The organism is Bradyrhizobium sp. SK17 (assembly GCF_002831585.1).
Taxonomy (GTDB): Bacteria; Pseudomonadota; Alphaproteobacteria; order Rhizobiales; family Xanthobacteraceae; genus Bradyrhizobium.
Genome location: NZ_CP025113.1, coordinates 3726235 through 3747579, shown reverse-complemented (window position 1 = coordinate 3747579; position 21345 = coordinate 3726235). Strand labels below are relative to the sequence as shown.

The 21345-nt window shown below is 65.4% G+C and carries 18 protein-coding genes and 1 pseudogene; 9 read left to right on the top strand and 10 right to left on the bottom strand.

Annotated elements, in window-relative coordinates; translation table 11 throughout:
- Nucleotides 1-169 precede the first annotated feature (169 nt).
- Nucleotides 170-1665: pseudogene (locus CWS35_RS17270) on the bottom strand (aldehyde dehydrogenase family protein).
- 118 nt (nucleotides 1666-1783) lie between these two features.
- Between CWS35_RS17270 and CWS35_RS17265 the strand changes: the two are divergent.
- From CWS35_RS17265 to CWS35_RS17250, 4 genes are all read left to right on the top strand, one after another.
- On the top strand, nucleotides 1784-2869 hold the full coding sequence (locus tag CWS35_RS17265) for a substrate-binding domain-containing protein (protein WP_024580864.1): 1086 nt from the start codon (nucleotides 1784-1786) through the stop codon (nucleotides 2867-2869).
- A gap of 84 nt (nucleotides 2870-2953) precedes the next feature.
- On the top strand, nucleotides 2954-3691 hold the full coding sequence (locus CWS35_RS17260; RefSeq protein WP_100952669.1) for a glutamine amidotransferase: 738 nt from the start codon (nucleotides 2954-2956) through the stop codon (nucleotides 3689-3691).
- A 54-nt stretch (nucleotides 3692-3745) separates the two neighbouring features.
- On the top strand, nucleotides 3746-5173 hold the full coding sequence (locus tag CWS35_RS17255) for an NAD-dependent succinate-semialdehyde dehydrogenase (protein WP_100952667.1): 1428 nt from the start codon (nucleotides 3746-3748) through the stop codon (nucleotides 5171-5173).
- Nucleotides 5174-5204: 31 nt separating this feature from the next.
- Nucleotides 5205-5990, top strand: coding sequence for a class I SAM-dependent methyltransferase (locus CWS35_RS17250; RefSeq protein ID WP_100952665.1), 786 nt, complete (start codon nucleotides 5205-5207; stop codon nucleotides 5988-5990).
- Between the two features lie 7 nt (nucleotides 5991-5997).
- Here CWS35_RS17250 and CWS35_RS17245 read toward each other — a convergent pair whose 3' ends face one another.
- Genes CWS35_RS17245 through CWS35_RS17235 form a run of 3 tightly spaced genes read right to left on the bottom strand, consistent with a single transcriptional unit; the run spans nucleotide 5998 to nucleotide 8840 of the window.
- Nucleotides 5998-6438, bottom strand: coding sequence for a DoxX family protein (locus tag CWS35_RS17245; protein ID WP_100952663.1), 441 nt, complete (start codon nucleotides 6436-6438; stop codon nucleotides 5998-6000).
- 20 nt (nucleotides 6439-6458) lie between these two features.
- Nucleotides 6459-7805, bottom strand: a complete 1347-nt coding sequence (locus CWS35_RS17240; protein WP_100952661.1) for an MFS transporter — start codon at nucleotides 7803-7805, stop codon at nucleotides 6459-6461.
- Nucleotides 7806-7865: 60 nt separating this feature from the next.
- Nucleotides 7866-8840 carry an amidohydrolase family protein gene (locus CWS35_RS17235; protein WP_100952659.1) on the bottom strand — a complete coding sequence of 325 codons (975 nt, stop codon included), beginning with the start codon at nucleotides 8838-8840 and terminating at the stop codon, nucleotides 7866-7868.
- 182 nt (nucleotides 8841-9022) lie between these two features.
- Between CWS35_RS17235 and CWS35_RS17230 the strand changes: the two genes are divergently transcribed.
- Nucleotides 9023-9574, top strand: coding sequence for a MarR family winged helix-turn-helix transcriptional regulator (locus CWS35_RS17230; RefSeq protein WP_024580857.1), 552 nt, complete (start codon nucleotides 9023-9025; stop codon nucleotides 9572-9574).
- A gap of 19 nt (nucleotides 9575-9593) precedes the next feature.
- Nucleotides 9594-10793 carry a 3-hydroxybenzoate 6-monooxygenase gene (locus CWS35_RS17225; RefSeq protein ID WP_100952655.1) on the top strand — a complete coding sequence of 400 codons (1200 nt, stop codon included), beginning with the start codon at nucleotides 9594-9596 and terminating at the stop codon, nucleotides 10791-10793.
- Nucleotides 10794-10814: 21 nt separating this feature from the next.
- Here the strand turns inward: CWS35_RS17225 and CWS35_RS17220 are convergent, their stop codons facing one another.
- From CWS35_RS17220 to CWS35_RS17195, 6 genes are all read right to left on the bottom strand, one after another.
- Complete coding sequence (locus CWS35_RS17220; protein WP_210202803.1) at nucleotides 10815-11714, bottom strand: SMP-30/gluconolactonase/LRE family protein; 900 nt, start codon at nucleotides 11712-11714, stop codon at nucleotides 10815-10817.
- A gap of 198 nt (nucleotides 11715-11912) precedes the next feature.
- Nucleotides 11913-12338 (bottom strand): globin family protein, encoded by a 426-nt coding sequence (locus CWS35_RS17215; protein ID WP_100952653.1) that lies wholly within the window; start codon nucleotides 12336-12338, stop codon nucleotides 11913-11915.
- 78 nt (nucleotides 12339-12416) lie between these two features.
- A complete protein-coding gene (locus tag CWS35_RS17210; protein WP_024580853.1) occupies nucleotides 12417-13211 on the bottom strand; it encodes an ABC transporter ATP-binding protein in 795 nt (264 codons plus the stop codon).
- Between the two features lie 11 nt (nucleotides 13212-13222).
- A complete protein-coding gene (gene ntrB / locus CWS35_RS17205) occupies nucleotides 13223-14122 on the bottom strand; it encodes a nitrate ABC transporter permease (RefSeq protein ID WP_100952651.1) in 900 nt (299 codons plus the stop codon).
- A 60-nt stretch (nucleotides 14123-14182) separates the two neighbouring features.
- Nucleotides 14183-15493: a CmpA/NrtA family ABC transporter substrate-binding protein gene (locus CWS35_RS17200; protein WP_100952649.1), complete on the bottom strand. Its 1311-nt coding sequence runs from the start codon at nucleotides 15491-15493 to the stop codon at nucleotides 14183-14185.
- A 344-nt stretch (nucleotides 15494-15837) separates the two neighbouring features.
- Nucleotides 15838-16752 (bottom strand): dioxygenase, encoded by a 915-nt coding sequence (locus CWS35_RS17195; protein ID WP_100952647.1) that lies wholly within the window; start codon nucleotides 16750-16752, stop codon nucleotides 15838-15840.
- A gap of 142 nt (nucleotides 16753-16894) precedes the next feature.
- Between CWS35_RS17195 and CWS35_RS17190 the strand changes: the two genes are divergently transcribed.
- From CWS35_RS17190 to CWS35_RS17180, 3 genes are all read left to right on the top strand, one after another.
- Nucleotides 16895-18169, top strand: a complete 1275-nt coding sequence (locus CWS35_RS17190) for a serine hydrolase (protein WP_100952645.1) — start codon at nucleotides 16895-16897, stop codon at nucleotides 18167-18169.
- 182 nt (nucleotides 18170-18351) lie between these two features.
- Nucleotides 18352-19860, top strand: coding sequence for a sensor histidine kinase (locus tag CWS35_RS17185; protein ID WP_168226344.1), 1509 nt, complete (start codon nucleotides 18352-18354; stop codon nucleotides 19858-19860).
- Between the two features lie 98 nt (nucleotides 19861-19958).
- On the top strand, nucleotides 19959-21278 hold the full coding sequence (locus CWS35_RS17180) for a dicarboxylate/amino acid:cation symporter (RefSeq protein WP_024580847.1): 1320 nt from the start codon (nucleotides 19959-19961) through the stop codon (nucleotides 21276-21278).
- Nucleotides 21279-21345 lie beyond the last annotated feature (67 nt).

Sequence of the window (21345 nt, the reverse complement as noted above, 5' to 3'; positions counted from 1 at the left end):
CGCCACATCGTCGTCCCGGCGCAGGCCGGGACCCATAACCACAAAGGTCAGTCGCGGACGTTGCTGCGGCCCCAGCGTGTTCCAACAACATGGATTTGGGGTTATGGGTCCCGGCCTGCGCCGGGACGACAGCAATTTTGTCGCGCGTTCTCGCGCCTCCTGACGATCGTCAGACGTTCAGGTTCATCCACACCGCCTTCGGCTCCGTAAAGTTGTCGAGCGCGGCGGTGCCGTGCTCGCGGCCGAGGCCGGAGTCGCGTTCGCCGCCCCAGGGCAGGCGCACGTCGGTGTAGCCATAGGTGTTGATCCACACCGTGCCGGCGCGGGCCTTGCGCGCGAAGCGCTGCACGCGGCCGATGTCGGCGCTCCAGACGCCGGCGGCGAGGCTGTAGGCGGTGCCGTTGGCGAGACGTAGCGCATCGGCCTCGTCCTTGAACTTGATCACGCTCACGACGGGACCAAAGATCTCCTCCTGCGAGATCCGCATCTCGTGCGCGACATTGGCGAACACCGTGGGGCTGATGAAATAGCCGCGGTCGCCGACGCGTGTGCCGCCGGTGGCGAGCTGCGCGCCCTCTTGTTTACCGATCTCGACATAGTCGAGGATCGAGCGCATCTGCTTCTCCGAGATCACAGGGCCAAGCGCGGTGGCGCGATCCGCGGGATCGCCGATGCGCAACGCCTCGGCGCGGGCAACCAGCCGCTCCACCACCTCGTCATACGCCCGCTCCTGCACCAGCACGCGCGAGCCGGCCGAGCAGACCTGACCGGCATTGAAGAAGATGCCGGCCGCGGCGGCCTTGGCCGCAGCTTCGAGATTGGCGTCGTCGAAGATCACATTGGCCGACTTGCCGCCGAGCTCGAGCGAGACCCGTTTGAAGTTGCCGGCGGCGCCCTTCATGATGCCGCGGCCGACGCCGGGCGAACCGGTGAAGGTGACCTTGTCGACATCGGGATGGTTGACCAGCGCCTCGCCGACGGTGCGGCCAGGACCGGTGACGATGTTGAGCACGCCGTTCGGCAAACCGGCCTCGAGCGCCAGTTCGGCGATCCGCAGTGCCGACAGCGAGGTCAGCTCGGCGGGCTTCATCACAATGGTGCAGCCGCAGGCGAGCGCCGGGGCGAGCTTCCACATCCCGATCATCAGCGGGAAATTCCACGGCACGATCGCAGCGACCACGCCGACCGGCTCGCGCACCGTGTAGGTCAGCGCGTCGTCACGCGCCGAGACGACGTCGCCGCTGATCTTGTCGGCCCAACCGGCGTAATAGGTCAGCGTGTCGATGGCGGCCGGGAAATCCTGGCGCAGCACGGCCGCGATCGGCTTGCCCGCATCGAGGCTCTCGAGCGCCGCGATCTCGTCGGTGTGCTGCTTCAACAGCTCGGCCCATTTCAGCAGGATATGGCCGCGCTCGGCGGCGCGCATCGTACGCCACGGGCCCTCGAAGGCGCGGCGGGCGGCAGCGACCGCACGATCGACATCCGCCTCATTGCCTTCCGCGATGGTCGCGATCACCTGCTCGGTGGCCGGGTTGAGCGACTTGAAGGTCCGCCCGGAGAGCGAGCGGACCCGCGCGCCGTCGATCAGCAGCAGTTCGTCCTTCAGTGCCGGGGCTTGGGCCGCGGGGGGTGGCGTTCGTGTCCATAGTCATATGCAACAGACATCATATTTCCTCCTGGTGTTATCATTGAACGTAGGAGGCCTCGATCAACAGTAAATATGATATCTTGTGCCTATTGGTATGCCAGTATATGAAGTCAATTTCATAACTGGATGTCCGTGATGTTGCAGATCGAGATCGAGACCGTCTGGCGCTTCCGCAAGGAGAACTCACCGCAGACCGTGGTCGTGATGCTCGGTATCCTCAACGAGATCAGGAAGACCGGGAAGATCACCAGCGCCGCCAGCGACGCGCAGCTGTCCTATCGCCACGTCTGGAACCTGATTGAGCAATGGTCCGCCTTCTTCGGCGTTCCGCTGGTCGAGACGCAGCGCGGCAAGGGCTCGAAACTGACGGCGTTCGGCGAGAAGCTGGTGTGGGCGGGCGAGCGGATGCAGGCGCGGCTCAGCCTGCAACTCGAGAACCTCGCGCAGGAGCTGGTCACCGAGATCAAGCCGTTCCTCGAGCAGCGGCCGCAGGTGATCCGGGTCCATGCCAGCCATGGCTTCGCGGTTTCAAAGCTGCGCGAGTTCCTCGACCGCGAGAGCGGCATGGGCGTCGATCTGCGCTATGTCTCGAACCAGAACTCGCTGGTGTCGCTGGCGCAGGGCGCCTGCGATCTCTCGGGCGTGCATCTGCCGCGCGGCGAATTGCGGGCGCAGGGCATCAAGGCCTGCCGCGAGTGGCTCGATCCGCGCGAGGACCGCGTGATCCATTTCGTGACCCGCGAGATGGGCCTGATGGTGAAACGCGGCAATCCGCTGAAGATCACCGCGCTGAAGGACCTGGTCGACCGCAAGGCCCGTTTCGTCAACCGCGACCATGATTCCGGCACGCGCATGCTGTTCGATCAGTTGCTGGCGCTGCACAGGATCCCCGAGAGCCGGATCAACGGCGCCCAGCACATGGAATTCACTCACGCCGCGGTCGCCGCCTATGTCGCGAGCGGCATGGCCGATGCGAGCTTCGGCGTCGAGGCCGCCGCACGACAGTTCGGCCTCGACTTCATCCGGCTGCTCACGGAAGATTATTTCTTCGTCTGCAAGCGCACCTTCCTCGATACCGATCCGATGCGGCGCGTGCTCGACATCATGAAGAGCCGCGAGTTTCACAAGGCGGTGGGCGCCCTCCCCGGTTACGTCGCCTCCAACACCGGCGCGGTCAGCGGCGTGAAGGACTTCCTCGAGAAGATGCATTCCGATCGCTGACCGGCCCCGCCCGGCGGCGGCTGGACTCGTCGTGATCCGCTACGCTATATTTGTGATTATATAACGACAGACTGGACGTCACCGATGCGACCACGCCGCTCCGCCATTGCCATCCGTCATGTGGCGTTCGAGGATCTCGGGCTGCTCGCCCCGATCATGGAGCGTGCCGGCTGGAGCGTGTCGTTCTGCGACGCGCCGGTGGATGATCTCTCCGATCGCGCGATCCGGGAGGCCGATCTCTTGATCGTGCTCGGTGGCCCGATCGGGGTCTATGAGACCGACAAATATCCGTTCCTCACCGCCGAGATCGCGCTGCTCGAACAGCGGCTGCGCCGCGACCTGCCCACACTCGGCATCTGCCTCGGCGCACAGCTGATCGCGCAGGCGCTCGGCGGCCGGGTATTTCCGGGTGAGGTCAAGGAAATCGGCTGGGGGCCGATCGAGCTGACGCCGGATGGCAAATCGTCCTGCCTGCGCAACCTGCAAAACGAGGTGCTGCACTGGCATGGCGATACGTTCGACCTGCCCGTGGGTGCCGTGCGGCTGGCCTCGAACGCCAACTACCAGAACCAGGCCTTCGCCTGGGGCCGCAACGCGCTCGCGCTGCAATTCCATCTCGAGGCCGATCCGCGGCAGCTCGAGGAATGGTATGTCGGCCACGCCGTCGAACTGGCGGCGGCTAAGGTCTCGATATCAGAGCTGCGCGGGAGGACTCAGGCGCTGGCCAGAACCGTCGCCGTGCAAGCGGAACAGGTGTTCGGCGACTGGCTTCAGTCGATCGCACCGACCGACAGCGCGCTCCGGTCCAGCGCGGGGGCATGAGCCTGCGCACCCGCGCAGCTTCCATCACGATACGACAAGAGCGGAGAATCGCCGATGACGACCTATCCAGAGATCGAACTCTATATCGACGGCCACTGGAAGCGCGCCGACGGCGCGCCGATCATCAATCCCGCCGATGAAAGCATCCTCGGTACGGTGCCGACCGCGACCCGCGCCGATCTCGACCATGCGCTCGACGCGGCTGAGCGCGGCTTTGCGGTCTGGCGCAAGACCGCGCCGGCGAAACGCGCGCAGGTCATCCTGAAGGCCGCCGCCCTGATCCGCGCACGCGTCGACGAGATGGCGGTCGCGATGACGCTCGAACAGGGCAAGCCGATCGAGCAGGCGAAGCTCGAGATCCTCCGCGGCTGCGACATCATCGAATGGGATGCGACCGAGGGTCAGCGGCTCTATGGCCGGGTGATCCCGAGCGAGCCCGGCATGCGCCATACCGTGCTGCGGCAGCCGATCGGCCCGGTTGCCGCGTTCTCGCCGTGGAACTTCCCGATGAGCTCGCCGGCCCGCAAGGTGGCCGGCGCGCTGTCGTCCGGCTGCTCGATCATCCTGAAGGCGTCGGAGGAAACTCCGGCCGGCGCGGTGCAGCTGGTTCGCGCCTTCCACGATGCGGGCCTGCCGCCGGGCGTGCTCAATCTGGTGTTCGGCAACCCGGCCGAGATTTCCGAGTATCTGATCCCGCAATCGCGAATCCGTCTGGTGACCTTCACCGGCTCGATCCCGGTCGGCAAGCACCTCGCCGAAATGGCGGGCCGGCACATGAAGCCTGCGATCATGGAGCTCGGTGGCCATGCGCCCGTGATCGTCTGCGACGATGTCGATCCGGTCGCGACCGCGGCAACGTCCGTGGCCGGCAAGTCGCGCAATGCCGGACAGGTCTGCGTCGCGCCGACGCGCTTCTTCGTACAGGAGCAGATCTATCAACAGTTCGCCACCTCGTTTGCCGAGAAGGCGGCCGCGCTCAAGGTCGGCAACGGGCTCGATCCCGCAAACCAGATGGGACCGCTGGCCAATTCGCGGCGGATCGAGGCGATGGAGACGCTGGTGGCCGATGCCACGGCCAGAGGTGCGCGGGTGCTGGCCGGCGGCCACCGGATCGGCAATCGCGGCTACTATTTTCCGCTCACGGTGATCGCCGACCTGCCTGACGATGCACGCGCGATGAACGAGGAGCCGTTCGGCCCGCTGGCCCTTGTCAATCCGGTCAAGACGCTGGATGAGGCAATCGAGAAGGCCAACGCGCTGCCGTTCGGATTGGCCGCCTACGCCTTCACCCGCTCGGCGTCCAACGCGGAGCGTCTCGCCGATGGCGTCGAGGCCGGCAACCTCTCGATCAACCATTTCGTCGCCTCCGTCGCGGAGACGCCGTTCGGCGGGGTCAAGGACAGCGGATATGGCCGCGAGGGCGGCACCGAGGGCCTGCAATGCTACACCGTCGCCAAGAACGTCTCGCACAAGACGAACTGACCCGCGGCCTCGCCGCGACCCGATGAGAGCCATGCAAAGCAACGCACCACGACATCAAGACGGCAGCGCCGGCGACGCCAATTATGGACTGGTCGGCAATCGCTACGGCCAGTTCCGCAAGCCTGAACCGCGCATCGCCGCGCTGATCGCCGACGCTCTCGGCCATGCGCAGACGGTGCTCAATGTCGGCGCCGGCGCCGGATCATATGAGCCGACCGATCGCGCCGTGACGGCAGTCGAGCCGTCGAGCTCGATGCGAAGCCAGCGCCCGGCCTCGCTGGCGCCGGCGATCGACGCCGTCGCCGAGAAGCTGCCGTTTCCGGACGGCGCCTTCGACGCCAGCATGTCGACATTCTCGGTGCACCAGTGGAAGGATCTCGCCGCCGGCCTGCGCGAGATGCGGCGCGTCACGCGCGGGCCCGTCGTCATCATGACGTGCGAACCCGCCGAGCTCAATCGCTTCTGGCTGCACGACTACTGTCCCGATGTGATCGCAACCGAGGCCGGCCGCTATCCACCTCCCGCCGCGATCGCCCGCGCGCTCGGCGCACGGTCGGAGATCCGACCGGTGCCGATCCCGCTCGACTGCGCCGACGGATTCAACGAGGCGTATTACGGCCGGCCCGAGATGCTGCTCGATCCGATGGCGCGGCTGGCCTGCTCGGCGTGGAGCTTTGTCGACGATACGACGACGCGACGATTCGAGGACCGGCTGCGCGACGACCTGAAGTCCGGACGCTGGGACCGGACCCATGGCCATCTCCGGACGCAGCCATCCTTCGACGGTTCGCTGAAGCTGATCGTCGGCCGCGGCTGAGCGCGGCCTATTTGCCGCCGCTGACCGCGTAGCTGCCGGGGCCGTAGCTTGCGATCAGCGCCAGCGCGCCGAGCAGGCCGAGGTTCTTCAGGAAGTTGATGGTCTGGGTGACGACCTGCGCCTCGGGCGCGGCCCAGAAATTGTGGAACATCAAGGTCGCGGCGATCGTGAACAGGAACAGGATGATGGCGGCCCGGCGCGCGAACAGGCCGAGCAGCAGCGCCGCGCCACAGCCGAGCTCGACCGCCATCGCGCCACCAGCCAGCAGGGCGCCAAAGCCGTCGGCTGCGCCGAGCCGGGCGGCAGTCGCGGAGAATGCCATCGCCTTGCCGATGCCGCTGTAGAGGAACAGCGGCGCGATCGCGAGTCGCGCAAACAGCAGCACCAGGGATGATCCCGGAAGTCGTGCCGCGCCGGCATCTGCGGCGGTACGGGTAGAACTGGACATGAGTACTCCTTTCGTGGAGATCACTCCGCGGGCGCGCCGTCGACGGTCGCGTGCCGCGGCACAGTGGCCAGGCCAAGCGAGCCGATCGCGAACGCACCGACGATCGCAGCCCCACCGATCGCCCAGAACAAGACGTCGGGGCCGCCGGTCGCCTGTTGCAGCAGCCCGATCACATAGGGTCCCAGGATCGCACCGACGCGACCGACGCCCAGCTCCATGCCGACGCCACTGGCGCGCAGCAGCGTCTCGTAGGAACCGGCGGTGAAATTGTTGAGCACGTGCTGGGCGCCGATGATGCAGAAGCCTGCGACCGCGACGATCGCGAGATTGACGCCATGGCCGCTGACGAACACCAGCGCCAGCACGGCGATGCCGCCGATCAGCCACCATGTCGCGAGGTAGCGCGGCGTCAGCGCCATCTTGCGGTCGGCCAGCATCGCGAGCGTCAACCCGCCGACGAACGACATTGCCTGCATCAGCGCGCCGAAGCCGAATGACGCTGCAAAGCTCTCGCCGCGCTTCTGCATGACAGTCGGGATCCAGCCGGTCAGGCCGAAAATCGCGAACAGGCTGAGGAAGGCGGTGATCCAGATCGTCAGCGAGACGCGGCGATAGCGCGGGCTCAACAGCGCCGCGACCGGATTGGGCATGCTCGCGGCATCGGCCGAAACGAAGGCGGCGTCACGATAGAGCGCCGCCCGCTCCGGACGCAACCGCCCGAGCAGCGCGCGCAGTTCCCCGGTGCGGCGGCGCACGGCAAGGAATTGCGGGCTTTCCGGCAGCACCGCATGCGCGACAAGGGTCAGCGGGATCGACAGCGCGCCGAGATAATACAGGATCTGCCAGCCGTAATGCGGCGTCAAATAGACGCCGACGAGCCCGGCGAAGACGCCGCCGAGCGACCAGCCGAGGGTCACGCCCCACAGCGAGAAGGCGTTGCTGACGCGGCGCGGCGCCAGCTCATTGACGAAGGTCGTGCCCAGCGGCAGCAGCACGCCGAGACCGAGGCCGGTCGCAAAGCGCAGCGCGCAAAAGCTCCAGAAGTCGTTGCCGATGGTCGCGGTCAAGAGCGTGAAGACGTTGACGACCCAAAGCCCGACCAGAAGCGTGCCACGGCGTCCGAGCCGGTCGGCGACCGCGCCGTGCCCGATCGCACCGAACAGGCCCGAGCTCACGAGGAAGCCCGCCTGGCTCGGCGACAGGCCCCACGGCTTGGCCACGTAATGAATGACATAGGCCGGATTGAACGTGTCGTAGCCATCGAACAGCGTGATCAGCGTGATCAGGATGCCGAGCACGATGTGCAGCCGGCCGATGGCCGCGCCGGACAATTCCTCGTGCACGTCGAGTTCAGGCGAAGTGCTCACGGTTTCCTCCCTTGCAACTGAAGATGCGCCCTGCTCTGCGGCAGGTTGGACGGCGCGCTCCTAGAGCTTGAACAGCCTGCGGGCGTTGCCGCAGCCGATCTTGAAACGGTCGCCCTCGGAGATGGTCGCGGTGTCGAACCATTCGGCGGCGTGATCGATGTTCTCGAACGGCCAGTCGGCCGAGAACAGGATGCGGTCGGCGCCGATCTCGAGCATCGCGTCGATCAGGGCCTGGGTGCGGAAATTGCCCGATGTCGTGATGTAGAAGTTCTCGCGGAAGTAGTCGGCGATCTTGCGCTTGGCCGGATAGACGTTCTGCGCGCGCATCCACTTGTTGTGGTTGTCGACCCGCCACATCGAATATGGCAGGCCCTCGCCCATATGGCCGATGATGATCTGCAGCCTCGGGTGGGCATCGAACAGGCCGGAGCCCATCAGTCGCAGCGCATGCACGGCGGTCTCCTGGCCGAACGCCCAGGTCGGCCCCATCAGCCAGCGATGGCCCTCATAGATCGCGGCGTCCTTCGCGAGCGGATTGCGCGGGTGGAGATAGAAGGGAATGTCGAGCCGCTCGACCTCCGACCAGAACGGCCAGAACTCCTTGCGGTCGTAGTACAGCGCGCCGTCATGGCCCTCGACTTCGCTGAAGCCGTTGACCAGGGCGCCGCGAAACTTCAGCGCGCTGACGCAGCGGTCGAGCTCGCGCGCGGCGGCCTCGGGATCCTGCATCGGCAGTGCGGCGAGGCCCTGGAAGCGCTGCGGCCGGCGCGCCACCTGCTCGGCGAGGAAATCGTTGGCGCGACGCGACAGCTCCAGCGCGTGCTTGACGTCGGGAATGGCCTGGATCGCCGGCGCGTTGAGCGACAGCAGCATCATCTCGATGCCGTGCGCGTCCATCTCGGCGAGGCGCCGGTCCTGGATGTCGAGCAGCCGGGCCTTGAGCTCGGTCCAGTCGTCGGCCGGCGAGAAGCCTGCGCTGTCCTTGACCGTTTCCTCGATGGCGAAGTGCTCCTCCAGCGCGATCTTTCCCCGCATGGCGTCGTCCTTTCCGGCTCGGGCCCGTTTCCGTGTTGACAGGAGGAGACATCCGGTCCAGATATTTGTCAATGGTAATGTTGCAAATGCAAATGATTGATATGCAACTGTTGTCGATGCGAGGACCGGCGGCTATTCCGGGCGGAGACCTCCCGCCAGGACTCAAGCCCGGACCTAAGCCCATGTATCGATTTTCGAATTCGCTGCCCTATCTGCTCGCCCGACTGGGCGTGCGGATGGGCGATCTGTTTTCCCGCGTCATTCGTCACGAGAAGTTGACGCTGCCGATGTACCGCGTGCTCGCCGCGTTGTCGGAGCAGGGACATCCGCTGCGGCTCGGCGAGATCGCCGAGCTGACCTCGGCCGATGTCTCGACACTGTCGCGCATCGTCGCCGAGATGAGCCGCGCCGGGCTCTTGACGCGTGACCGGCCGGAGAACGACCAACGCAGCCTGCAGGTCGCGCTGACGCCGAAGGGCGCCGAACTGGCCGGCCGGCTGATGCCGATCGCGCAATATTACGAAGAGGTCGCTACCGGCGCGATGTCGGCGAAGGCCGCCGCCGAACTCAAGCAGTTGCTGGTCGAACTCTACAAGAATCTCGATCGGCTCGAGCACGAGGTCGAGGCCGGCCTGATCGAGGTGCCCGCCGCGGCGACGCCGAAGGAGCCGCGGGAATCGAAACCCGAAGCCAAAGCCATGGCGGGGCGCCGGCGCAAGATACCGAGGAAATAGCAACCATCAGGGAGAGGACATGCGCAGGGATCCGATCATCATCGCAGGCGGCGGCATTGGCGGACTGGCGGCTGCGGTCGCGCTGGCCCGCAAGGGATTCCAGATCACCGTCCTGGAGCGCGCCGCGCGCTATCAGGAGATCGGCGCCGGCATCCAGCTCGGCCCGAACGCCTTCCATGCCTTCGACCATCTCGGTCTCGGCGATGCCGCCCGCGCGACCGCGGTGTTCATCGACCAGCTGCGCTTGATGGATGCGATCTCCGCCGAGGAGATCACCAGCGTCGACCTGACCGACTATTTCCGCCGCCGCTTCGGCAATCCCTATGCGGTGGTCCACCGCGGCGATCTGCACAGCATCTTCCTGCGCGCCTGCGAGGCCGATCCCGCCATCACGCTGCGCAGCGATTGCGACGTGGTCGGATATGACCAGGACGGCACCGCAGTCGTGGCGCGGCTGAAGTCCGGCGAGCGCGTCACGGGCCGCCTCCTGATCGGCGCCGACGGGCTCAGGTCGCGGATTCGCCAGCAGATGGTCGATGACGGTCCGCCGCGGATCGCGGGCCACACCACTTACCGCTCGGTGATCCCGACCGAGCAAATGCCGGAGGATCTGCGCTGGAACGCTGCCACCTTGTGGGCCGGCGCGAGGTGCCATCTGGTGCATTATCCGCTGTCCGGCTGGAAGGTCTTCAACCTCGCCATCACTTGCCACAACGATCCCTTGGAGGCTTTCGCGGCTAGGCCAGTGAGCCACGACGAAGTCCTGGAGAATTTCCGCGACATCCATCCCCGCGCCAAGGCGATCATTCACCACGGCAAGGACTGGAAGGCGTGGGTGACCTGTGACCGCGACCCCATCGAGCGCTGGGTCGACGGCCGCGTGGTGCTGCTCGGCGACGCCGCGCATCCGATGCTGCAATATTTTGCGCAGGGCGCCTGCATGGCGCTGGAGGATGCGGTCTGGCTCGCGGACTTGCTGGGCGACATGCCCGACGCGTTCGAACCTGCGCTGGAGAGATACCGGCAGGTCCGGCTGATGCGCACGGCGCGGGTCCAGTTGCAAGCCCGCGAACTCGGCACCCAAGTCTATCATCCGGCCGGCGTGCACGCGCTGCTGCGCAACCAGCTGATTCGGGAGACCAGCCTCGAGCAGTTCTGCGACAAGCTCGCCTGGCTCTATCATTCGCCGTTTCCCGAACCGCGCGGCGCCGCAGCCTAGGCGACGCCGGACATCGGCAGACTAGCCGAGCCCGCTGATGTCGGCGACCAGCACGCTGCCGGTCGCCGATTCCGTGATGTAGAGACGGTCGCGGTTGGCGCCACCGATCGCGACATTGGTGCAGCTTGGTCCGGCGCAGGACTTGATCCGCGCGATGCACTCGCCGTTCGGCGCGAACACGAAGACATGGCCGAGCGAGGCGTGCGCGACGAACAACCGCCCTGCCTTGTCCATCGTCATGCCGTCGGGCCCGCTCGGGCCGAACAGCGAGCAGAAGCGGCCGACCTTGGAGACGCTGCCGTCCTTCATGAATGGCGCACGCCACACCGCGTTGTCGCGCGTCATGGCGACGAACAGCACCGCCTCGTGCGGATCGAGCACCAGGCCGTTCGGACTGATGCCGGTGTCGATCAGGCAGTCGAGCGCGCCGCCCGCCCGCAACCGATAGACCCGGCCGGTCGGATCGTGCAGGCCGGTCTGGCCCTGGTCGGTGAAATAGATGTCACCGTTGGTGGCGATGTGCAGATCGTTGCAGCCGCGGAACGACTCCGAATTGCGCGACCGCAGCAGCGGCGTGACCTTGCCGGTGCCGGCATCGAGCTCCATCAAGCCGTGCCGGTAATCGGCGATCAGGATCCGTCCGCTGGCGTCGATCTTCAGCCCGTTCGGCCAGCCGTCATATTCGGCGACCTGCGACCAGGTCCTGTCGGGCGCGATCCTGAAGATGCGGCCGAACGGAATGTCCACGATGTAGAGATTGCCCTCGGCATCGAACGACGGCCCCTCGATGAAACAGTCGATCACCGCCCCAGGCCGGTTGGCATCGGCCCATTCGCTCGCCACCTTGCGGCGGAATTCGGCCGGCATGGCGGAGAAGATGTCGGTCGGGATCAGTTTCGGCGGCGTTTCCAGGAACATCATTTTTGGTTCACCCGTTGGCGGAACGGGGTGGACCATAGATCGATCCTCTCGTCATTGCGAGGAGCGATAGCGACGAAGCAATCTATTCCTCCGCAAGCGGAGGATTGGATTGGATTGCTTCGCTTCGCTCGCAATGACGCGGTTAGGTTTCCGCTCGCAGCGGAACAGACGTCGCGGCGTGCGCCGACGACAACATGCCTATTCCGCTGCCTGCGCGCTGCCATAGGCTTCCGCAATCATGTATCCGGACAGCGTGCCGTAAGCCGCGGTCCACGCGGCGGCAGTTTCGGGCGTCCAGGCTTCGCCAAGGCCTCTCTCGAGAGTCCACAGCAATGCGCCGCCGACCACCGGATAGTGCTCGGGCCTGGCGCCGTAGCCGACATGACGTTTGGCGAGCGCGCTCGCGGCGGGGAGCACCGACGGCAGATCATTCAAGCCATTGACCACGACGGCGAGCGTCGCCATCAGCTTCTTGCGCTGCTCGGTCAGGTCAGCGGGAAACATCGCCTTCACGCCGGGCGCGACCTCGAACAAGCGGTCATAGAAGGTGACCGCCGCCTGCGCCGAGATCGGCGCAACCTTGCTGAAGGACTGCTGGACGAGCTTGACCTGGTCTTCCGTCATGTGTGCCTCCGTGCACGATGTTTCCCGCCGCGCCATTGCGGCGGGGCAGAAAAACCTTTCACGTGGGCCGTGGCTTGCTCATGCCGCCTCGACGAAGCTGTGCCGCTCATAGAGGAATTCGAGCACGCGCTGCCGGCATTTCAGGTAGCTGGCGTTGGTCGCGAGCTCGAGCCGCTTGCGCGGACGCGCCAAGGGCACTTCGAGCACCTCGCCGATCCGCGCGCTCGGGCCGTTGGTCATCATCACGATACGGTCCGACAACAGCACGGCCTCGTCGACGTCGTGGGTGATCATCAGGATGGTGTTGCCAAGCTTCTGGTGCAGCGCCATCACCGAATCCTGCAGATGCGCCCGGGTCAGCGCATCGAGCGCGCCGAACGGCTCGTCGAGCAGCAACACCTTCGGCTCCATCGCAAGCGCCCGCGCGATGCCGACGCGCTGCTTCATGCCGCCGGAGATCTCACTCGGCCGCTTGTCCCTGGCATGCGCCATCTGCACCAGGCCGAGATTGTGCATCACCCAGGCCTCTCGCTCGGCCCTGCTCTTGGTCCTGGCGAACACCTTGTCGACGCCGAGCTTGACGTTCTCGTAGACCGTGAGCCACGGCAACAGGCTGTGGTTCTGGAACACGACGGCGCGATCCGGTCCCGGCGAATTGACCTCGCGGTTCTCCAGCAGCACGCCGCCATTGGTGGCGCCGGTGAGGCCGGCGACGATGTTGAGCAAGGTCGACTTGCCGCAGCCGGAATGGCCGATGATCGAGACATATTCGCCCTGATCGATGGTCAGGTTGATGTCCTTCAGGACTTCCGTCGTGACGTTGCCGCGGGCAAACGTCTTGTCGATGTGGTCGAGCTTCAGATAGGCCTGCATGTCTTGCCTCCTCAATTCGCCGCCGTGCCGCGGGTCACGACTTTGCCCGCGCCCGCAATGAGGCGATCGAGCACGAAGCCGATGATGCCGACATAGAACAGCGCCAGGATGATTTCGCTGATATGCGAGGAATTCCACGCGTCCCAGATGAAGAAGCCGATGCCGACGCCACCGATCAGCATCTCGGCCGCAACGATCGCGAGCCATGACAGGCCGATGCCGATGCGCAGGCCGGTGAACATGTAGGGCGCAGCCGCCGGGATCATGATCTTGGTGAAGAACTCCAGCGGATTGAGCTGCACCACCGCGGCGACGTTGCGGTAGTCCTGCGGGATGTTGCGGATGCCGACCGCGGTGTTGATGATGATCGGCCAGACCGAGGTGATGAAGATGACGAAGATCGCCGAGGGCTGGCCGTCGCGGAACGCGGCAAGCGACAGCGGCAACCAGGCAAGCGGCGGGATCGTGCGCAGCACCTGGAACAACGGATCGAGCCCGCGCATCGCCCACACCGACTGGCCGACCAGCGTGCCGAGCGCGATGCCGGCGATCGCTGCCAGCGAGTAGCCATAGGCGACCCGCTGCAGGCTGGCGGAGAGATGCCAGAACAGGCCCTTGTCGATGCCGCCATGGTCGAAGAACGGATCGAGGATCAGCTCTTTGGTGTCCTTGAACACCTTCGACGGCGGCGGCAGGCTGGAGCCGGCGCGCCGGCAGATCAACTCCCACACGACGAGCAGCAGCGCGATCACGATCAACGGCGGCAACACACGCGCCGCGGTCTCCTTCGCCATCCTGGCGTAGGTCTCGGTATGCGGCGCGCGCTTCGGTGTCATGGTCACGACCGGCGCCGCGGCGGCCTGCGGGATCGCCACCGCTGACAGTTCGGTCTTTATGGCAGGCATCGACATTGAACAAAAATCTCCATGGTCAGGCGACGGGCGGCGCAAGAGAGCGCGGCCCTGTCGGGCTCAGACATCGACACGCTTGATGGACAGCGACTTCAGGTACGCGGCGGGATCGGCGGGATCGAACACCTTGCCGTCGAAGAAGGTCTCCTTGCCGCGCGAGGTCGAGGCCGGAATGTCGGTGACGCCAAGTTCCTTGGCGGCCTCCTTCCAGAGATCCTCGCGGTTGACCTTGGCGATCAGCGCCTTGGTGTCGAAGCCCGCCTCATACTTGCCCCACCTGATATCCTCGGTCAGGAACCAGAGATCATGGCTCTGATAGGGATAGGACGCGTTGTCCTTCCAGAACCGCATCTGCTGCGGCGAGTTCTCGACCACGCGGCCGGTGCCGTAGTCGAACTTGCCCTTCATGCGATCGGTGATGTCTTCCACCGGACAGTTGATCCACTGCCGCTTGGCGCAGATCGCCGCAGTCTCCTCGCGGTTCTCGGCCTTCTCGCACCATTGCTGGGCTTCCATGACCGCCATCAGCAGCGCCTTGGCGGCCTTCGGGTTCTTGTCGACCCAGGCGGCGCGCAGGCCGAACGATTTCTCCGGGTGCTTGTCCCAGAGCTCGCCGGTCGTGATCGCGGTGTAGCCGATGTCCTGATGGATCAGCTGCAAATTCCACGGCTCGCAGACGCAGAAGCAGTCCATGGTGCCAACCTTCATGTTGGCGACCATCTGCGCGGGCGGCACTACGATGGTCTCGATGTCCTTGTCGGGATCGATGCCGCCGGCGGCGAGCCAGTAGCGGATCCACAGATCATGCGTGCCGCCGGGGAAAGTCATCGCCGCCTTGATCGCCTTGCCGCCCGCCTTCTTCTTCTCCAGCGCCGGCTTGAATGGTGCGGTGTCGACTCCGATCTTGAGGTCGGCATATTCCTTGGCGACCGAGATGCACTGACCATTCAGATTGAGCCGCGCCATGATGTACATCGGCGTCGGCTGATTGTTCTGCGTCACCTTGCCGGCCGAAATCAGATACGGCATCGGCGTCAGGATGTGCGCGCCGTCGATGCCATTGCCTTCGGAGCCGAGCACCAGATTGTCGCGCGTGGTGCCCCACGAAGCCTGCTTCTGCACCTCGACGTCGGGCATGCCGTATTTGGCGAAGATGCCCTTCTCCTTGGCGACGAACAGCGGCGAGGCATCGGTCAGCGCGATGAAGCCGAGCTTGGCGCCCTTCACTTCGGGACCCGCACCCTGCGCGAACGCGCCGGCGGGAAAGTTGAGCTTGGCTGCGGCGAGCAGCGCGGCGGCGCCGCTGGTTGCCTTCAGGAGCCGGCGACGACTGATCGCACGGTTCGGGGGCGTGTTGCTGGGCTTGGTCATCGGTCGTCCTCTGCGTCGTTGCGTTGCGGTGATGCGGCTGTGCGTCGAGCACCATCCGCCGGATCGCGACGCGCGCAGGGCGCAACAGGGCATGCACCGGGGAGGCCCGGTCTGGCGGCGTCAGAACTCCGATGGGGTGGCCTCGAGGGACGGCTTCAATGGCGTCGGCAGCTCACTATTCAAGCCTTGTGCCAAGCTACCGCAGTGCAAAAATGGATTTTACCGCAATGTTTTGCGCAACTTGTCGCAGCGCATGCGAACGGTGCGCGCGCTGCCAAAACTTGCGCTTCGCTCAATCCTTGTGCGTCGCACAAGGATTGAGCAGGCGCTTTTGACGATAGCGATCAGGCGTCCTCGGTGACCTTGGTGCCGAGCGGCGCGGGCGCCATGCCGCCGCCGGGCTTCACATGGAATTCGTAACTCATCAGGCTCCACGGGCCGTCCGAACGCTGGCCATCGGGCATTGCGGGATCGGTGCGCCGTTCGACCTTGGCGATCAGTTCGTCCTTCACGCCGAACACCACATCGGAGTCGATGTACTCGTCGCCCTCGATGAAGACATGGGTGATCAACGGCTCATGGCCCTTGGCGTTGACCAGGAAATGCGCATGCGCCGGCCGCATCGGATGGCGGTTGGTTTGCGTGATCATCTGGCCGACCGGACCGTCGGTCGGGATCGGATAGCTGCACGGCACGATGGTGCGGAAGAAGAAACGGCCGTCGGCATCGGTGATGAAGCGCGCCCGCGACGAGGCGCCCTCGGTCGCGTAGCTCGGCTTCTGCGAGTCATAGAATCCGTCATCGTCCGCGTGCCAGACATCGACCGGCACATTGGCCAGCGGCTTGCCGTCGAGGTCGGTGACGCGGCTCTGCACGAACATGCGCTCGCCGGGCAGGCTCGCCGAGATGTCGGTGCCGTGCGGCGTCACCTTGTGCTCGCCGACATAGAACGGCCCGAGCACGGTGGTCTCGGTGGCGCCGTCGCGATCCCTGTGGTTGACCGCGTCCACCAGCATCGAGACGCCGAGCACGTCGGACAGCAGGATGAATTCCTGGCGGATGTCGGTGCATTTCTGCCCGGTGCGAGTCAGGAAACCGATCGCGTGGTCCCACTCCTCGAAGGTGAGATTGGTCTTGCTCACATAGTCGTGCAGCGACTTCACCAATTCCTGCAACAGGAACTTGGCTCGCGGATCGGGCGTCTGGTCGAAGCTGCGGATCACGGCTGCGGTGAGCTCGGTTTCGTTGAACTGGGTCATCTCGGCGTTCCCCTTAGGCCCTTGAGGGCGCGATTGCAGGGACGAGCGTACACCACCGGCCCGGAGCCGGTAAGCGGCGGCCGATTGGTGCAACGGACACTTTTCGGCTATCAAGGCGGCCTCGCAGCCGGAGAAACGCCCGATGTTAGCCCCCACGCCTGCCTCGCCCGAATCCGCGGGAATGTCGACCGCAGCCCTCGATCGCCTCGAAGCGCATCTGAAGAGCCGCTATCTCGATTCCGGCCGCTTTCCCGGCACCCAGCTCCTGATCTATCGCCGCGGCAAGATCGTGCATTCCACCGTCCAGGGCTTCGCCGACCTCGAGCGCAAGGCGCCGATGAAGGACGACACGATCTTCCGCATCTATTCGATGACCAAGCCGATCACGTCGGTCGCCTTCATGATGCTGGTCGAGGAAGGCAAGGTCGCGCTCGACGAGCCGGTCGCAAAGTACATCCCGGAATGGAAGAACCTCGGTGTGTTCGTCGCCGGCACCGCGCCCGCCTTCCTGACCCGCCCGCCGACGCGGCCGATGCAGATCGTCGACCTGCTGCGCCACACCTCGGGCCTGACCTACGGCTTCCAGCAGCGCTCCAATGTCGACGCCGCCTATCGCGAGAAGAAGATCGGCGAGGTCATCAAGGCCGGCACGCTCGACGGCATGATCGAGGATCTGGCGAAGATCCCACTGGAGTTCTCGCCGGGCGAAGCCTGGAATTACTCGGTCTCGACCGACGTGCTCGGCTATCTCGTCGGCAAGATCGCAGGCATGCCGTTCGAGCAATTCCTCAAGGAGCGGATCTTCAAGCCGCTCGGCATGAACGACACCGATTTCTTCGTGCCGGCCGACAAGGCGCACCGCTTTGCGGCCTGCTATTCCGCCGATCCGCAGGGCGGCTTCAACCCGCTCGCCGCCGAGCGCAAGGGCACGCTGACCTTGCAGGACGATCCGACGACCAGCACGTTCCTGTCACCGCCCTCGCTGATCTCGGGCGGCGGCGGGCTGTGCTCGACCGCGGCCGACTATCTGACCTTCTGCCGGGCGCTGCTCAATGGCGGCGAGCTCGGCGGCGTCCGCCTGCTCGGCCCGAAGACGCTGAAGCTGATGGCGTCCAACCACCTGCCCGGCGGGGTCGACCTGCCGGCGATGTCGCGTTCGATGTTCGCCGAAGCCGCCTATAACGGAATCGGTTTCGGCCTCGGCTTCGCCGTCACCATGCACCCGGCGCAGACGCTGATCGCGGGCAGCCCGGGCGAATTCAACTGGGGCGGCGCGGCGACGACGTCTTTCTTCATCGATCCGGCCGAAGAGCTGATCACGATCTTCATGACCCAGGTGCTGCCATCGAGCGCCTATCCGTTGCGGCGCGAGCTGCGTACCATGGTCTACGCCGCGATCACCGAGAGCAACCTCTGACCTGACGCTATTCCGCGGCGCGCAGCTCATGTGAGCATGATCTTTCGGAAAAGCCGCTTCACACTTTTTCCGGATCATGCTCGCGGCGCCGCGGAACTTTTCCGACCACCAGTCATTTCCTTTGGCGGATATTTCCCGCTTCCCCTAAGCTCACCGCAAATGGGCACCGACCCGGGGACTTCGTGCCGAAACTGACATTGCCAGTGCGTCTCGCGCTTCTGGTCGCGGGAACGATGTTGCCGCTGATCATTTTCGCGGTCGGTATCGTCTTCCACAATTACCAGCGGGACCGCCAGGCCGCCACGCAGCGCGTGCTCGAGACCGCCCGCAACATCCGCCTGCTGCTCGACGCCGAAATGCAGCGGATGACCGGCGGCCTGCAGGTGCTGGCATTGACCAACTCGCTGCGCGACGGCGATTTCGCCAATTTTCGTCGCATCGCCGCGGGCTTTCTCGAGCAATACGGCAAGGACGGCGTGGTGCTGGTGGCCGACCGCACGGGACACCAGGCGTTCTCCTCGTTGACGCCGGACACCGCGAGCCTGCCGCCGCGCAACAATCTCGAGATCGTCGAGAAGGTGTTTGCGACCCGGCAGCCGCAATACTCCAACCTGTTCTTCGGCGCGGTGAAGCAGCGCCTGATCATCACCGTCGAGGTGCCGGTGATCCGCGACGGCGAGGTGCTCTACGACATCTCCTTCAGTCCGCCGATCGGAGTCTTCCAGGCCATGATCGAGAAGCAGCGCCTCAACCAGGACTGGACCATCTCGATCTTCGACAGCGAAGGCGTCAACCTCGCCCGTGTGCCAAATCCGCAGGCGACCATCGGACAGCGCGCCGCGCCGACGTTGTTTGCCGAGATGTTCCGCCAAAGCGAAGCGACGCTGCCGACCGTCTCGCTCGAAGGCGTGGCCCTGATCACCGGCTTCACCCGGTCGCGCGTCACCGGCTGGACCGTCGCCGCGGGAATCTCCGAGGGCTCGCTGGTGGCGCCGCTGTGGCGCTCGCTGGCGATCACCAGCGTGATCGGCGGCTTCCTGCTGCTGGTCGGCCTCGGCTTCGCGGTGCGGATGGCGACCACGATCGCGCGCGGCGAGATGCTGCACGGCCTCCTGATCGAGGAGCTCAACCACCGGGTCAAGAATACGCTGGCGATCCTGCAATCGATCGCCACCCAGACCTTCCGTAGCGCGAGCCGCGCCGAACGCGAGAAATTCGAGGGGCGGCTCGGCGCGCTCGCCGAGGCCCACAATCTGCTCTCGACCGACAAATGGCAGGGCTCCGACCTTCAGGACGTGGTCAGCCGCGTGCTGCGGCCCTATCTGCTGAACGCTTCGGAGCGGGTCAAGATGTTCGGACCGCGGGTGCCGCTGTCGCCACGGCTTGCTTTGGTGCTGTCGATGATCATGCACGAAATGGCCACCAACGCGGCCAAATATGGCGCATTGTCCAACGACACCGGCACGGTGACGCTGGACTGGGAAATCCTGCGGGAAGGCCCCGAGCCGAAGCTCCGGATGATCTGGACCGAGGCCGGCGGACCACAGGTCACGGCACCGGTGCGGCGCGGCTTCGGCTCCCGGCTGATCGAGCGCAGTGCCCGCGACCAACTCGGCGGCGAAGCCACCGTGGACTTCCTGCCCCAGGGCGTCGTTTACACCCTGACCAGCTCCCTCGACGTCGACGATTGACCGATATTCACACCAATCCTGCGACATCTTGGCACGCAAGTTGCTAAGATGTCGCGGGTCCGGCCGGCAGGAATAACGGCCAGAGACAGGGGGATGTCATGTCGACCATCGCAGCGGAAGCCACCACGGCCCGCAAGCCGCTTTATACGTCGCTGTTCGTCCAGGTGCTGGTCGCGCTGCTGCTCGGCATCGTGATCGGCATGGCCGCACCGGATTTCGCGATCGGGCTGAAGATCTTCAGCGATGCCTTCCTGAAGCTGATCTCGATGATCGTGGCACCGATCGTGTTCTGCGTGGTGGTGCACGGCATCGCCGGCGCTGGCGATCTCAAGAAGGTGGGACGCGTCGGCGTCAAGGCGCTGGTGTATTTCGAGACGATGACGACGGTCGCGCTGGTGGTCGGCCTGCTGCTCGCCTATCTGTTCGGGCCCGGCCACGGCATGAACATCGATACCTCGACGCTCGATGCCAAGGCGCTCGGCAACTATGCCAGCAACGCGCAGAAGCTGAAGGGCGAAGGCGTCGGCAGCTTCCTGCTCAACATCATCCCGACCACCTCGTTCGACGCGCTGTCGCGCAACGACGTGCTGCAGGTGCTGTTCTTCGCGATCATCTTCGGCGTCAGCCTGGCGCTGGTCGGCGGCGAGAAGGGCGAGCGAATCTCCTCCTTCATCGATGCGGTCTCGACCGTACTGTTCCGCGCCATGGGCCTGATCGTGCGCTTCGCACCGATCGGCGTGCTCGGCGCCGTCGCCTATACGGTCGGCAAATATGGCGTCGGCTCGCTGAAGCAGCTGCTGTCGCTGGTGGCGCTGTTCTACGTCGCGGTCGCGGTGTTCGTGCTCGGCGTGCTCGGCGGGGTGATGGCGCTCGCTGGCGTCAACCTGCTCAAGTTCCTCGGTTACCTGCGCGAGGAACTGATGATCGTGCTCGCCACCGCATCGTCCGACGCGGTGCTGCCGCAGGTCATGCGCAAGCTGGAGCGGCTCGGCGTCAAGGACTCGGTTGTCGGCCTCGTGATCCCGACCGGTTACTCGTTCAATCTCGATGCCTTCTCGATCTATTTGACGCTCGCGGTCGTGTTCATCGCGCAGGCGACCAATACCCCGCTGTCGTTCGGCGACCTGCTGCTGGTGCTCGGCGTGTCGCTGATCACCTCGAAGGGCGCGCACGGCGTTCCGGGCTCGGCGATCGTCATCCTGGCCGCGACGCTCAACGCGGTGCCGAGCATCCCGGCAATCGGCCTCGTGCTGGTGCTCTCGGTCGACTGGTTCATCGGGATGGCGCGCGCGGTCGGCAATCTGATCGGCAACTGCGTCGCCACCGTCGTGGTCGCGGCGTGGGAGGGTGACCTGGACCGTGACCAGGCCCGCCGGGTGCTCGAAGGCAGCGAGGCAGTCGACGTCACCGCGGGCTAAGGCAGGTTCCGCAAAAGCGAGGTCTTCAATCGAGAGAAACGCAGACCGCCTTTGCGCGGTGGCTGCG